Origin of the sequence: Vibrio sp. V43_P6S15P86 (genome assembly GCF_009904725.1) — a bacterium.
GTDB lineage: Bacteria > Pseudomonadota > Gammaproteobacteria > Enterobacterales > Vibrionaceae > Vibrio > Vibrio diabolicus.
In genome coordinates this window covers 1-13,499 of the sequence record NZ_WXWT01000210.1, presented here as the reverse complement: position 1 = coordinate 13,499, position 13,499 = coordinate 1, and the positions used below count along the sequence as shown (strand labels likewise).

Below are 13,499 nucleotides of genomic sequence, written 5' to 3'. Positions count from 1 at the left end.
TCTGACGACTCTTTTGAATGCCTGCCAACAAGTCGAGAATCTGTTTACGACTGACGGGATCTAGGCTGCTGGTTGGCTCATCGGCAACCAACACGCAAGGTTCGACAATCAAAGCTCTGGCGATAGCCACACGTTGGGCTTGCCCAACTGATAATTGCTGCGGGTTACGATCCAGTAATGTGAGATCCAAACCGACATCCGCCAACACCTTTTCCACCTTCTCGTTAAGCTCTTGCGTTAAACCAATATTGCTTAGCGGCTCCAGTAATATCTGGCGAACGGTGTAGTACGGATTCAAGCTAGACTGCGGCTCTTGCGGGATCAGCTGAATGTGCTGACATAACTCTTGGCGCTGCTTAGCCGAGCTACGCGATAGCGGATAACCACACACATACACTTCACCAGATGTGGGTTTACGAAGACCAAACAGAAGTTCAATCAAGGTCGATTTACCCGCACCAGAAGGACCAACAATCGCAATGTTCTTTGTGTCGATGGCAAGATCCAATTGTTCGAGCGCTTTGAACGGTTTGCCCCCTAACCAACTTGGTTTGGAGTAATAGTGAACACTGGCTTGCTCAAAGCGAACTTCCGCCGATTTAGGCTGCGTGTGCCCGCTCAAGTTGTGCTTAGTCAAAATAGGCTCCAGAGATGAGGTTAAGGCAGTAGTTGCGCAAGTTGTTGGCAAAAAGGATGCGAACTTTGCTGAATGGCTTGCCATGGTGCGCCATAAGCCACCATGGTGTTGTCCGCAATCACCAAGACTTTGTCACACGCCAAAGCCGCAGATAGATCGTGCGTGATCAACAAACCACTGATGTTGCGTTGCTGAACACTGCTGCGGAACAACTCAAGGATCTCCGCTTCAGTGATTGGATCGAGCGCACTGGTAGGCTCATCAGCGATGATCAAGTTGGCACTACCAAGCAGCGCAATCGCAATACAAATACGCTGACGCTGACCACCAGATAACTGGCTTGGATGCTGCGCCAATGCTGCTTTTGGATCCGTAAATCCGAGTTGAGACAACAAGGTCGTCACCGTTTCTTGGTTTGCTGAAGACAAGCGCGTTTTATTGCCCGTCAATGCCAAACACAGTTGTTGTTCGACAGACGCTAATGGATTCAGCGCTTTAAGTGCATCTTGGAAAATGACCGCGGGACGCTGCGATTGACTACGTTGCAACATAGCAGTTTGTGCGACTTCACTGCTGTTAAGTTGGATACTTCCGTCTACCCAAATATCTGACGGCAAAAAACCTGCGACGGCTTTCGACAACATGGATTTACCAATGCCGGAAGGTCCCATAATGGCAAGAACTTCACCTTGAAACAGCTCAAAAGAAATGTCTTTGAAGAGTGTGCGCTCTGAGTCTGTAAGGCTGAGATTATTAACGGAGAGTACTGGTTGAGAAATCACGGCATCAAACTAAATGTAATAATATAACATCACAAATAATATCATGCGGGTTAAAGCAAGGAAACCAGTCGGAGGGTTATTTCATCACCTTTTTCAGATTTATCAACAAGGGCAGATGGCTCCACCCTTGTTATAAGAACATCTAAATTAGGTCGTTTGTGACAGTGTGAATTAAAGACACTTTTGTTTAACTTGACCAAGGTATGGGAACAAGAAGACAAAACGCCCAACGTAAAACAAAGTGAATGCCAGCCACAAACCGTGATTGCCCCAATATTGCACCGCAATAAATTGGGTCACTAAGAACAACACCATGGTTAGGAAGGTAGAGTTACGTACTGGTCGCGTCGTCCCTGTGCCGGTGAAGATGCCGTAAAACGTAAGACCAAAACCAGCAACCAACGGGAATGCCAATAACCAAGGGCTCATGTCTAGATACAGCGCAACAAGGTTTGGCAAAGTGGTAAACAACGTCACTAATTGGTGTTTGAACAGCACCAACAGCAAGGTCAATACAACAACGAACGCCCCAGTCCATTGCGTGTTTAGCTTAATCACGTTATCAAGCAATGTCGGATTCTTCTGCCCTACCGCTTTACCTGCGAAGACGCTCGACGCATTCGCCACACCATCGAACATGTAGCTGACGATGAAGGTTACTTGCATCAAGATTGCGTTCGCCGCGAGCACATCAGAACCTAGTTGAGAGCCTACACGCGCCATCATGTTGAAGAACACCAATAGACACACAGTACGAAGCAGCAGATCCATATTGGAAGACGCAATAACTTTGAGATCTTTACGCGTCATTTTTACGGTCTGAATGTAATCAAACAGCGGGAAGCGACAGGTTTTCAACACCAGCACCGCACCAATAACAAACGTTGAGATTTGCGCGATAAGTGTCGCCACCGCAACGCCAGCAATGCCCATATCGAAGTACAACACAAATACGATATCCAACACGATGTTCAGCACGTTACCAAACACTTGCGTGAACAAGGTTTCTTTGGCTTTCGCCTGCCCCATCAACCAACCGATCACGGTGTAGTTCAGCAGTACAAACGGCGCACCAAAGATCATGATATCAAAGTAAATCTTAGCGTTTTCAGCCACGACTGCATCAGGGGAGATAATCAGTTCTGCCCCCATCCAAATCACGGACTGCAACGCAATGAAAATCAAGCCAAGGCAGAGCGAAAGCACGAAAGGACGGAATAAGCTGCTCGCTTGATCTTCTGGGCTATTTTTACCTAATGCGATTGCACTTTGCCCAGTCGTACTGACGCGGAAAAAGCCAAACAGCCAATACAAGGTATTCATGATGACGGTGCCGATTGCCACACCACCAATCATCTCAGCCACACCGAGCTTGCCGATCACCGCGGTGTCCACCGCCCCTAACAATGGCTGGGTAACAGTGGAAACGATGAAAGGAAAAGCGATTTTAAAATAGTCTTTATGAGTCAGGGACATCTTAAATTATGAACAGGGTTAATTTTTATAAGGTCGCTATCATATGCGAATGGCGCCCGAACATGAACCAAAGTTCTCCAGCAAGGAATAGCATTGATAATTGATACAACCGGCAAACGTATTCTCATACCAAAGCTTGAAATAGGATAACGACTTATGAGGAAAGCCAAGTTAACTGCATATAAATGAGTTTCTAGTTTGGAAAGATTGGCGTTTGGTGGAGCATGGCAGATCAGAATGTATCTGCCATGTCATAACGGTAGTGATTGGTGAAAAGAGACCGTACAGATGACATTTAATGCTTGTGGGTTTCATCTGACAATGTTTAGGTCGATACCAAACCTTATGTTCTGTAAAGCACCTTTACAACATGCCAGCCGAACTTGGTTTTGACTAGATGTGGCGTCAGAACCTCGCCAGAAAAGCACACTTTGTCGAACTGAGGTACCATTTGACCACGGCGGAACTCACCAAGATCACCACCGCGCTTGCCTGACGGGCAAGTGGAATACTTCTTCGCTAGTGTCTGAAACTTTGCGCCTTTTTTCAGTTGCTTGATAATGTCTTCTGCTTGCTCTTTGTGCTTCACAAGAATATGTAATGCGGCTGCTGTATTTGCCATTGATCTATCTCTCACTATTCTGGTCGCGCAAGTGTACCCAATCCCTTTTAACACGCCAAACATTTCTTGTTTATACCTAGGCGGCTTCAAGGTTCAAATACATGGGACTATCAAACTTTCGGCATAACAAGATTAAAATAAAACCAAGTTTTGCTCAGTTAATCACTATTCTTTAAGAGATTGTCTAAAAAGCTCACATTTGTCTCTCCGATGGTTGAAGCCTTCGTCTGATAAGATTAGATTAGACACAATTCGGTGGTATTTATAAGGTTATTTCATGGCAAAAGTCGTTAGTAAAGCGAATCAATCTCAGGGCATGTTGATGTTCAAACTCACCCTGCAACAGAGTTTCGCGATAGGCACGCTAAAAGTCCGTGAAATCGTTCCGTATATGCCAACCACGAAGATCCCTTACTCGCATCATCACGTTATTGGCACCGTCACAATACGTAACTTAACAGTGCCTGTGATCGACATGTCAGCGGCTGTCGGCTTTCGTCCTATCAGTGAAGAAGAATACAAAAATTGCTACTTGATCGTGACAGACTGTTTGCGAACCGTGGTCGCCTTTATGGTTCGTAGTATTGAGAAGATCATTGAATGCGATTGGAAAGCCATTGAAACCCCACCAGCGAGCGCTGGGAAAAATATTTTCGTAACAGGTATTACTCGCTACGAAGACAAAACGGTTCAGATGCTGGATGTAGAACTGCTGCTTTCCAAAATTTATCCGCAATACGAAAACTCAAAGATCCCGATGCTGACAGATGTTGAACGTGAGCGCCTAAAAGCATTAAGCATTCTTTTGGTGGATGACTCTTCCATCGCTCGTAAACAGCTGTGTGATGCTCTTGATAGTATCAATATCGGATACCAAATTTGTAAAAATGGTTTAGACGCACTAGAGCTGATGAAAAGCGAGGCTGAGGCTCATCGACCAATCGATATTTTGGTCAGTGATATTGAGATGCCAGGGCTTGATGGCTACGAGCTAGCATTCGAAGTACAAAATAACTCCGCTCTTAATCACTCATATCGCATTTTACATACGTCGTTATCGAGCGAAATCTGTGTAGACAGAGCTCACCAAGTTGGCGCACACGAGGCGCTTGAGAAGTTTAATGCTGGTGAGCTGATTGAAGCCATGCTGCGCGGTGCAAAAGAACTAGAAGCCAAAGCTATGGCTTCTTAACTCTAAACTAAACAGCGCAGAAGCTTTGATGTTTGCAGCTGCTAGTTTCTCAGGTCACTTCTTTGGCATCGAGTAACTACGAGATACAAACTCTGTCTCTTCGACTTGATTGATGTGATTAATATAAGAAGCCAAGCTATAAAGTACATTCGCCAATAAGTTCGCGTAACGAAATAGAATGGGGGCAGGTTGCTTCTTACCTGCATGTTCGATCGCAACTAATGCTCGTACCGTTTTTTTAGCTTGGCAACGGCACAAATGCAATTGACTGGATGCAGGGTGCCCTCCGGGTAGAACGAAACCTTTGAATCCACCATCAATGCGTTGCTTAAGCAAGTCATAATCTGCCTTTAGCTCTTCAACTTCCGCTTCTGTAATCGCTAGCTTTCCGCGAACCGAACCATTTAGGTGATAAACATTAGGCTGCATTCTTGTCAGTATATCGCGGCTAAACTCGTCCAGATCCATCGCGAGAACTAAACCAATACGACTACAAAGTTCATCTGCCGTGATTTCAAAGTCACAAACCGGACTGTCCTCGTAAATAAAGGGATAGCAAATCTCGCTCAATTCCTTGCTCACAGGTTTCATGCTTTTGTTCCAATATAAAAAAGGGAGTCAGTATAACCTAACTCCCTTTATGCGTTCATTATTCCGAATGCTCGATTTTACATGACCGGTTTACAATCAAGCACTTTCGATTTTCTTGTGACCTTCTTGAAGGTGAACAAAGTCCACTAAATCGTCGCCAGAGACTTGATACGCTTGACCAAAGCCTTTAACAAACAGTCCCGATTCTGGCTTTAAGTTAAACAACACGAAATCCTCTAGTTGGCTGAGACCATCAATTATCTCCCCAAAACGTTCTTTCATTTGTCCAACAACTTGGTGCCACATCTCCGTGTCACGCTCAACCACATTTGCCACAGCATCAAAAGTTAAGCGCTTACGAGCAAACAACTGCTTTGAAGACTCTTCATCTTCGATCATCATCAATGAAACATTTGGATTTTCTAAAAGGTTACGGGCATGACGAGCGATTTTAGAAATGAGAACGAAGTAGCCTTCCTGATTTTGGACATAAGGCGCGTAACTTACATTAGGGCGACCTTCTGCATCGACAGTTGCAAGCTGAAGTGTACGACGCTCCTGACGAAACTCTTTGATCTCTGGCCCTAAACGACCTTGCAAACGCTCTTGTTTAACTTGTTGATCCATATTGATACCTGACTTTACTAATTAGTATTCGAGTTGAGCCTCGATTATGTTTGTGATTACTTTTTCAATTCGGCTTGTAGGGCGCGGAATGCGGTGACTTGATCTTCAAGTAGCTCGCGCTTTTCGTTACGGCCTAAATAAACTTTGAAAATATTGCTTCCGCACTCAGAGAAAAAGCCAAAATAGTGACTCTCTCTACCCATAAACGGTTTACTGACCAACGCTACATTTTTAACATTATCTAGCTTCAAGTGACCGTGTAGCTCACCTTCTCTGCCCATTAAATTGTAATAGCCACGCGCCACTTTTCCTTTTGGGAATGGTGCTTTGACTTCAAAAATAGAGCCAAAAGAGTGAACAATAGTCGTCACCGGGCCGAAACCAACCAAACCTTCTAGAATGTTTTGTGCTTGCGCTCCTGGAGCGATGGCCACCATTTCCTGCGGCAAAGCCGCAACAACCTCAAATTCAGAAATGCCGAGACGTTCTGCCATCGCTGCTGGCAATAATTGCGGTTCTTGCTCTAGTAATGCTTCAACTTGTTGTTTGATTGATTCCATATGTTTTCCGTCTTTGTTCAACTTTTTCATTAATTATTGGATACTTTCGGTACGGTTTCATTCGTCTCTGACGTAAGTACCTGAATACAACCTTGAGCCAACGAAACGGCCCAGAAACTACCAGCAAGAGTAAGAACTAGGCTGCGTTCATGCAGTTCCACTAAACCTTTTTGCTGCCACACTTTAAATAGAGGCATTAAAAATCCGAACGTGTCCTCCCCCATAAACGATGGCAGTTGGTTTGCCTGAACGATACCGCGATCAAACCCGGATTTGAGTGCAGCAAATAGTGGATCTAGAGGGCTTTGCTTCATCATCATAGCGATGGGGCTTTGCCCTTCTTTGATGGCTTTAATATAGGTCGCCAATGTGCGATGTTGCATCACCCCGTAACCACCGATATTACCTCCAGCGCCACAGCCAATTGGCAGTACCTCTGCATATGTCTTGGCTAAACTGTTGTATAAACTACGTTCACGGTTATCGATTGCCCAATGGTTCACACTCAGTTGCTTCATATGGTGTTTGTCCATAAAGTTCACACCGAGCTCATACATGCCTGCTTTTTCTGGCGTGGTAGCTGGTGGGGGGATTTTTCCTTTTTCTACAAGGTTAAGCATGGGTGCTGAACCACCGACTACCAACTGATATAAGTCCAACCCGTGTGCGCCAGTCGAGAGAAAATCATTTAAATCTTGCTCTAGCACTTCTTTGGTTTGATAAGGCAAGCCGTAGAGTAAATCGATAATGACAGGAATTTTGTCTTCGTTGGCAATCTCGCTAACTCGCTTGAGCACATCTTCTCTATCATCTAATCGTTTCGCGCTGCGACGCACTTGTGTATTAAAACTTTGTACACCAAAAGAGAAACGATTAAATCCACCGTCGAGAGCGCCTTGGTATAGCTCATCAGAAAAACGGTTGATACGGCCTTCTAAGGTAATTTCACAATCCGCGGCCAAAGGAAAGTGCTCATGAATCGCCTGACCTAACACGCGAACCTGTGCTGGAGACAGATCCGTTGGCGTTCCTCCACCGATATACACAGCATGGAAAATACCGTTTTGTGTCCAAGGCAATGCAGCTTTCTCCTTGAGCTCCTGCATCAGTGCGTCAAAGTACTCGTCAACCAGTGCGCGGCTCGCAGCATTTTGAAAGAAGTTACAAAAGGTGCAACGTACGCGACAAAATGGAACGTGAATATAAAGACAACGTTTATTGGTCGCTTTAACCGAGTTAGCGGTAACGCTTGAAAAAATCGCCTGCTGCTGAGGTGGAGGTACAGGCACGCTCGCTCCGCCAGCGTGTGCCGAATGTTTCTTAACAAAGGCAAATCGCAATGGGTCAGGGCTATCGCTTCCCAACACTGATTCGTCAAATTTATCGATATCGACGCTCATATATACTCGCTTAGCTCCCACCATATAAGGGGTAGAGGCTGGTCTTTAAAAATCTGCAAGAATCATAATTTGAGCGTAATGATAATGCAATTGATAATTGATCTTATTTCGGTTGTGAGTAATAATCTGCTCAAGTTTTCATAGTTTCCCGAGATATTCCGTGAACGTACAAAGATATGTCATTGCAGGAGGTGCTTCCCTTGCCATCCATGCCGCACTTCTTTTTGTTTCTCAAGAAACGAAAGTGTTCGCGATGCCTGCTGGAAATCCAGCAAGTTCGGTAAGTTTAAACCTTGTATCGGCACCACCACCTACCGTCGAAACATCCACGCCAGAAAATGTGGCACCACCAAAAGAGCCGCAGCCTCAGGAGCAGCCTGAGCCAGAAAAGAAGATCGTAAAGAAACAGGTCGTCAAGAAAGACGCTGTTAAGAAAAAGGTAGTGAAGAAAAAAACAGAGCCGGTTAAACAATCTAAGCCTAAGACGGTGGAACCAGCCAAAGCCGTAACAAAACAAGAGAATCAGCCCGAAGCCAAACCGAAGAAAAAAACGGAACCGGCGAAGAAAGAGATGGTCGCTCAGCAAACCGCGCCAGCGAGCCAATCCAAAGGGGCAACGTCTCAACCTATTTTGGTCGACAAACCAACGTTTGTTAATCAACCAACTCAGCCTCGCTACCCAAGATCTGCACAAAAACGCGGTATCGAAGGCGTAGCCTTATATGAAATATGGCTCGATGAAAATGGCAATCAAATTAAACAGGTTTTGATTGAGTCTTCCGGCACAGAATCGCTGGACGCCTCAGCGCTTCGTGCCATCAAACAGTGGCAATTTACACCACATATTTCGGGCGGGCTAAAAGTGGCTCACCGAGTACAAGTACCTGTTCGTTTTAAGTTGGATGGATAATGGAACAACTACAAGAATTACAAACTCAACTTGGCCTAATGACATGGCCTTTGATCATTTGCTCAGCCCTCACCGTCATGATCATTACCGAGCGGTTATTCCACGTTTTGATTAGCCTTGGCGTCGGGAAACGAGCCATTCGCCAAAAACTCATTGGGTTAGACCCAACGAATAGAAACGATCTTGAGACGCTTGCAGAAGAATTGTCGCATAAGCGACCGCTCCTTTATCGTGGCGTTGCCATGTTGCTTGCCCATCACTCTTTCTCAAAGTCTCTAAGAGAAGATGCCGCAGGCATTTGGCTACAAGAAAAACGTCATCAGCTGCATTCTGGCCTTCGCTTACTGACGTTGATTGGCGTCATTAGCCCTTTGATTGGTTTGCTTGGTACGGTACTTGGCTTAATTGAGATGTTCAAAGGCATCGCTGTCTCAACGGGGAATATCACCCCGAATGATTTGGCAGACGGTCTAGGTTTGGCCATGCGCACTACTGCAGCAGGTCTTATTATCGCCCTTCCTGCGATTTCAGGAGCACAAATCATTGGTTTGTGGGCGGATCGTGTGATCGCCAAACTCGAACACACATTAAACTATGTCAACTTATGGCTTGAAGGTATCTCTCTGCAACACGTGTCGCCAGACAATTCAACATTAGCAGTGCGCTCTTCTGCAAAGGTCGAGGCAGAAGCACAATGATTAAAACGCCAAAAGACAACACTCGTAACGACTTAACTCCTGATTTAACACCGCTGTTGGACATCATTTTTATCGTAATGGTTTTCCTGATGTTAACTGCAGCGGTCAAGCTCGATTCATTAGATGTCAATTTACCGAGTACAGAATCTCAAGCCGTTGCAGATGTCGATAAGCAATCCATCACGGTAAACATTCTTAAAGACGAGCCTTACTGGGCCATTAACGGCAAGACATACATCGATTGGGACAACTTTACCCTCGCGCTGCTAGAAGAGAGTAAATCAAGCGATAAACCGATTGTGATTGGAGCAGAAAAAACCGCGAACATTCAGTCGCTAGTTCAACTTCTCGGCTTTTTACAAGAAAACGGAATTCAGGCAACTCAGTTACTCACTGAAGAGCCATCATAAAAATAAGTAAGATAGAGATCCTTTCAAAATGAAGAACACACGTGCCACCATTCATGCTGTTGTTACGGCAGCCATTTCCCTACTTGCGAGTAGCCAACTTTTTGCCAATGAAACACCATCATCAGAGCGTGTTGTTAGTGCAGGCAGTGCCGTCACTGAACTGTTGCTTGAACTCGACGCCAAAGATAGCTTGGTTGCTATCGACGTAACCAGTCAGTTACCAAAAGGCATGGAGCTGCCTAAAGTAGGCTACCATCGCCGCCTTTCAGCAGAAGGGTTGCTCGCCTTACGTCCGACAAAAGTCATTGGCTCTGATGAGATGGGACCGAAAACGGCATTGAACCAATTAAAAGCGGCGGGGGTAGATGTAGAAATCGTCAATACCGATGCCAACGTTGAGGGCCTTTACCAACGTATCGATCAAATTGCGAACCTTATGAATCGCCAGGCTAAAGCGGAAGATTTAAAGCAAGATGTGAAAGCGCAAGTTCAAGCACTCAATGAAAATCAACCTGCTCAAGCTAAGAAAAAGAAAGTACTGTTTCTACTCATCCATGAAGGTCGACCTGCGAACGTTGCAGGATCAGAAACCACACCCGATGCAATTATCCAGCTAGCAGGCGGACAAAACCCAGCTGCTGACCAGCTGTCTTCTTACAAGCCTTTATCCACAGAAGCCATGGTAGAGATGCAGCCTGACGTTATTCTCGTTAGCGGTCGCAGCTATGAAACGCTGGGCGGTGCCGATGCGATTTTAAAAGCAATGCCACTTCTCGCCGCAACACCTGCGGGAATGAATAAAAATATCATCACGATTGAGGGTCACTCCCTTGTTGGTGGTTTGGGTCTTAAAAGCCTTGCAGAAGCCGAGCGTTTGAATGCGCTGCTTTACCCATAGAGACATGACATGTTGTTAAGACGTATCTCCCTTTCAACGACGTTATCCGTACTTAGTGGCTTTTTAGCATTTGTTGCTATCGCCTCTATTACAGTAGGTCCAATGAGCATTAGTTTCACTGACAGTTTGCGTAGCCTAACAGGAAGCAGTTCTGATCTCGCTCCTCACATTCAGTTGGTGATTAACGAGATCCGATTACCTCGCACCATTTTGTGTATGTTCATCGGCGCCATTTTGGCAATTTGTGGTGTGGTTATGCAGGGATTATTCCGTAACCCGCTGGCCGAGCCCGGCATCATTGGTGTGTCTGCTGGTGCTGCACTTGGCGGTGCGTTCGCTATTGTTGTATTTGCAGAGTTTAGCCAAAACTATCCGCAACTAATGAACTTAGCTGCGCTGCCTCTTTTTGCTTTCCTAGGTGGTGCGTTGACGACCATTCTCGTTTATAAGCTCGGCACAAGTAAATTTGGTACCTCAGTTACGATTATGTTGTTAGCTGGTGTTGCCATCAGCGCGCTTTCAGGAGCGGCGATCGGTTACATGAACTTTATCGCTGATGATCAGATGCTACGAGATCTAACACTTTGGTCCATGGGCTCATTAGCTGGCGCAAATTGGTCGGGGATAGGCCTATCCGCTGTCACGCTGGTCGTCCTATTATTCTGGTTCCAGAAAAAATCGATGGCGCTAAATGCTCTGTTACTAGGGGAATCAGAAGCAAGACACTTGGGAGTTCCAGTCCAAAAACTCAAAAGACAGCTTATTTTGCTCTCTGCATTGGGGGTTGGTATTACGGTGAGTATTAGTGGTGCAATTGGTTTTATCGGGCTCGTGATTCCTCACTTAGGACGCATGCTAGCAGGCCCCGACCATCGAACGCTACTGCCAATCTCTGCACTCATGGGAGCGCTGCTTCTTACCGCAGCTGATATGTTTGCTCGTATTGCCGTGGCACCAGCAGAATTACCCGTCGGTATCGTGACCGCCTTGATCGGTGCGCCCTTCTTCATCTACTTATTGTTCCAGCAGAAAGGGAAGATTTTGTAATGAACCAGATCGTTTTATCGGGTAAAAACATTTCGATGAAATTTGGCAAGCGCGTTGTTCTCGATGACATCAATATTGATATCCGAGCTGGTGAAGTGACCGCCCTACTCGGCCCCAACGGTGCGGGCAAAAGTACTTTGCTCAAGCTTCTGTGTGGTGAAATCTCTTCAAATCATGACATCGCCTACTTCGGTAAACAAAAGCATGATTGGGAGCCTGAAAAAAGCGCAAAACACATTGCGATGCTCCCACAGCACAGTACGTTGACCTTCCCATTTCTAGCCAGAGAAGTGGTCGAATTAGGCGCGATTCCGCTATCGCTGTCCAATAAAGAAACCACTAAGTTAGCTTTACATTACATGGAACAAACCGATGTAATGCATTTGGCAGAAAGCCTCTATCCATCTTTATCTGGTGGCGAAAAGCAACGATTACATCTAGCACGCGTGATGACACAGCTACACCAATCTGGCGAGGAACGAATCTTGATGCTTGATGAGCCAACCTCTGCGTTAGATCTCGCCCACCAACACAACACGTTAAAGATTGCTCGTGAGGCCGCGAAAACACAGAACGCCGCAGTCGTTGTCGTGTTGCATGACTTGAATTTAGCCTCCCAGTACGCAGACCGACTTGTACTTTTACATAACGGAAAACTGGTTTGTGATGACACACCATGGAATGCACTGACGCCAGAGCGTATTGAGCACGTTTATGGCTACCGCTCCATCGTGACAAAACATCCAACTTTAGACTTTCCTCAAGTTCACGCCGCCGCTTAGCGTGTATCTCTTCTGAGCCGTCTCTTCTGCTTTCCAAACGACAAAGGCCCGCAATAATCATATTGCGGGCCTTTGCTTTGATATTTAATCGAATCTTGGGCTCAAAAGAGCGGCGAGAAAATTACTGTGTTCTGCCTTGGCTTTACAACCAAAGCGGCAAACAAGTGTTCATCTAGCGCTCTCAATTGCGATTACTTACTCATTTGGATCAATGAACGACCAATCAACCACTCGAGCTCTTTGTCACCACCTGTGCCAAACTGGCTTTCAACCATTTTGTATAAACGGTCAATACCGTTAGCAGCAAATTCTTGCGCATTTTCGGCCGTGACAATGTGATGGAATAGCAGTCGTAAAATCGCGAGGAACTCAGCATCTTCCAGTGCTTTAATCCAACTTTGTGAAAATGCACTTAGCCCTTTATCAAACTCTAGGTGTTCAATAAACATTTTAAAGATACGGCCATCCAGTGCGGCGGTGAAGTCCGTTTTCTTAGGGAAGTGATGGCTAATACCGGTACGAGATATACCTGTCTGCTGACTTAGAGTCGTGTACGACATTTTGTCGTAACCTAATCTTAGTAGCTGATCAACAACGGCATCCATGATCTTTTGGATAGTGATTTCGGTATCTTCTTTACTACGCTTTGGCATATTTTAAGCTCTTCTCTTTGTAAATCCATCTAACTCACTATTAAATGAGGCCAGAATGAAATCATTCTTAGCATTATACCCAAGTTGCCCAAGGCACTTCGTTAAGCGAAACCTAAAAATTGAACCGCTAACACCTGCGCATTAAGGCCGTTTGGATATATGTACTGCGACTACTTAATATAAAGTTAAGTTCCAAATCATAACGTCTTTACAC

At 45.5% G+C, this 13,499-nt stretch carries 16 protein-coding genes; 7 read left to right on the top strand and 9 right to left on the bottom strand.

Translation table 11 applies throughout. The features are described from left to right. The 4 genes from CAG69_RS09310 to ppiC all read right to left on the bottom strand — a co-directional run. A partial coding sequence (locus tag CAG69_RS09310) for an ATP-binding cassette domain-containing protein (RefSeq protein ID WP_161443888.1) occupies positions 1-637 on the bottom strand: 637 nt, incomplete at its 3' end. Positions 638-657: 20 nt separating this feature from the next. After that, positions 658-1,419: an ATP-binding cassette domain-containing protein gene (locus CAG69_RS09305; RefSeq protein WP_161443886.1), complete on the bottom strand. Its 762-nt coding sequence runs from the start codon at positions 1,417-1,419 to the stop codon at positions 658-660. A gap of 171 nt (positions 1,420-1,590) precedes the next feature. Then, complete coding sequence (locus CAG69_RS09300; protein ID WP_161443884.1) at positions 1,591-2,895, bottom strand: MATE family efflux transporter; 1,305 nt, start codon at positions 2,893-2,895, stop codon at positions 1,591-1,593. A 343-nt stretch (positions 2,896-3,238) separates the two neighbouring features. Beyond that, complete coding sequence (ppiC, locus tag CAG69_RS09295) at positions 3,239-3,580, bottom strand: peptidylprolyl isomerase PpiC (protein ID WP_074189873.1); 342 nt, start codon at positions 3,578-3,580, stop codon at positions 3,239-3,241. A gap of 214 nt (positions 3,581-3,794) precedes the next feature. On the opposite strand from ppiC, the gene CAG69_RS09290 reads away from it, so the two are divergent. Further along, positions 3,795-4,709, top strand: a complete 915-nt coding sequence (locus CAG69_RS09290; RefSeq protein WP_161443882.1) for a chemotaxis protein — start codon at positions 3,795-3,797, stop codon at positions 4,707-4,709. Positions 4,710-4,763: 54 nt separating this feature from the next. On the opposite strand, the gene CAG69_RS09285 is transcribed toward CAG69_RS09290, so the two are convergent. From CAG69_RS09285 to hutW, 4 genes are all read right to left on the bottom strand, one after another. Then, complete coding sequence (locus CAG69_RS09285; protein ID WP_074189872.1) at positions 4,764-5,300, bottom strand: ATP:cob(I)alamin adenosyltransferase; 537 nt, start codon at positions 5,298-5,300, stop codon at positions 4,764-4,766. Positions 5,301-5,396: 96 nt separating this feature from the next. Beyond that, positions 5,397-5,927 carry a heme utilization protein HutZ gene (gene hutZ, locus CAG69_RS09280; protein WP_006742192.1) on the bottom strand — a complete coding sequence of 177 codons (531 nt, stop codon included), beginning with the start codon at positions 5,925-5,927 and terminating at the stop codon, positions 5,397-5,399. Positions 5,928-5,983: 56 nt separating this feature from the next. Beyond that, positions 5,984-6,487: a heme utilization cystosolic carrier protein HutX gene (hutX, locus tag CAG69_RS09275; protein WP_046873925.1), complete on the bottom strand. Its 504-nt coding sequence runs from the start codon at positions 6,485-6,487 to the stop codon at positions 5,984-5,986. Between the two features lie 29 nt (positions 6,488-6,516). Continuing rightward, entirely contained in the window at positions 6,517-7,887 is a 1,371-nt protein-coding gene (hutW, locus tag CAG69_RS09270) for a heme anaerobic degradation radical SAM methyltransferase ChuW/HutW (protein ID WP_161443880.1), read from the bottom strand. A gap of 160 nt (positions 7,888-8,047) precedes the next feature. On the opposite strand from hutW, the gene CAG69_RS09265 reads away from it, so the two are divergent. Genes CAG69_RS09265 through CAG69_RS09240 form a run of 6 tightly spaced genes read left to right on the top strand, consistent with a single transcriptional unit; the run spans position 8,048 to position 12,632 of the window. Then, entirely contained in the window at positions 8,048-8,797 is a 750-nt protein-coding gene (locus CAG69_RS09265) for a TonB family protein (protein ID WP_161443878.1), read from the top strand. Further along, positions 8,797-9,495, top strand: coding sequence for a MotA/TolQ/ExbB proton channel family protein (locus CAG69_RS09260; RefSeq protein ID WP_161443876.1), 699 nt, complete (start codon positions 8,797-8,799; stop codon positions 9,493-9,495). The genes CAG69_RS09265 and CAG69_RS09260 overlap by 1 nt, the downstream gene beginning before the upstream one ends. Then, a complete protein-coding gene (locus CAG69_RS09255; RefSeq protein ID WP_046873761.1) occupies positions 9,492-9,905 on the top strand; it encodes an ExbD/TolR family protein in 414 nt (137 codons plus the stop codon). Before CAG69_RS09260 ends, CAG69_RS09255 begins: the two co-directional genes overlap by 4 nt. A 28-nt stretch (positions 9,906-9,933) precedes the next feature. Next, on the top strand, positions 9,934-10,803 hold the full coding sequence (locus CAG69_RS09250; RefSeq protein ID WP_161443874.1) for a heme/hemin ABC transporter substrate-binding protein: 870 nt from the start codon (positions 9,934-9,936) through the stop codon (positions 10,801-10,803). 9 nt (positions 10,804-10,812) lie between these two features. Then, complete coding sequence (locus CAG69_RS09245) at positions 10,813-11,850, top strand: FecCD family ABC transporter permease (RefSeq protein WP_012842435.1); 1,038 nt, start codon at positions 10,813-10,815, stop codon at positions 11,848-11,850. Then, positions 11,850-12,632: a heme ABC transporter ATP-binding protein gene (locus CAG69_RS09240; RefSeq protein WP_046873763.1), complete on the top strand. Its 783-nt coding sequence runs from the start codon at positions 11,850-11,852 to the stop codon at positions 12,630-12,632. The genes CAG69_RS09245 and CAG69_RS09240 overlap by 1 nt, the downstream gene beginning before the upstream one ends. A gap of 191 nt (positions 12,633-12,823) precedes the next feature. Here the strand turns inward: CAG69_RS09240 and CAG69_RS09235 are convergent, their stop codons facing one another. Further along, positions 12,824-13,285, bottom strand: a complete 462-nt coding sequence (locus CAG69_RS09235) for a TetR/AcrR family transcriptional regulator (RefSeq protein WP_161443872.1) — start codon at positions 13,283-13,285, stop codon at positions 12,824-12,826. Positions 13,286-13,499 lie beyond the last annotated feature (214 nt).

Coding starts and splice junctions, on each gene's coding strand:
- CAG69_RS09300 (WP_161443884.1), bottom strand. CDS start 2,895: ATGTCCCTGACTCATAAAGACTATTTTAAAATCGCTTTTCCTTTCATC.
- ppiC (WP_074189873.1), bottom strand. CDS start 3,580: ATGTTTGGCGTGTTAAAAGGGATTGGGTACACTTGCGCGACCAGAATA.
- CAG69_RS09290 (WP_161443882.1), top strand. CDS start 3,795: ATGGCAAAAGTCGTTAGTAAAGCGAATCAATCTCAGGGCATGTTGATG.
- CAG69_RS09285 (WP_074189872.1), bottom strand. CDS start 5,300: ATGAAACCTGTGAGCAAGGAATTGAGCGAGATTTGCTATCCCTTTATT.
- hutZ (WP_006742192.1), bottom strand. CDS start 5,927: ATGGATCAACAAGTTAAACAAGAGCGTTTGCAAGGTCGTTTAGGGCCA.
- hutX (WP_046873925.1), bottom strand. CDS start 6,487: ATGGAATCAATCAAACAACAAGTTGAAGCATTACTAGAGCAAGAACCG.
- hutW (WP_161443880.1), bottom strand. CDS start 7,887: ATGAGCGTCGATATCGATAAATTTGACGAATCAGTGTTGGGAAGCGAT.
- CAG69_RS09260 (WP_161443876.1), top strand. CDS start 8,797: ATGGAACAACTACAAGAATTACAAACTCAACTTGGCCTAATGACATGG.
- CAG69_RS09255 (WP_046873761.1), top strand. CDS start 9,492: ATGATTAAAACGCCAAAAGACAACACTCGTAACGACTTAACTCCTGAT.
- CAG69_RS09250 (WP_161443874.1), top strand. CDS start 9,934: ATGAAGAACACACGTGCCACCATTCATGCTGTTGTTACGGCAGCCATT.
- CAG69_RS09245 (WP_012842435.1), top strand. CDS start 10,813: ATGTTGTTAAGACGTATCTCCCTTTCAACGACGTTATCCGTACTTAGT.
- CAG69_RS09240 (WP_046873763.1), top strand. CDS start 11,850: ATGAACCAGATCGTTTTATCGGGTAAAAACATTTCGATGAAATTTGGC.
- CAG69_RS09235 (WP_161443872.1), bottom strand. CDS start 13,285: ATGCCAAAGCGTAGTAAAGAAGATACCGAAATCACTATCCAAAAGATC.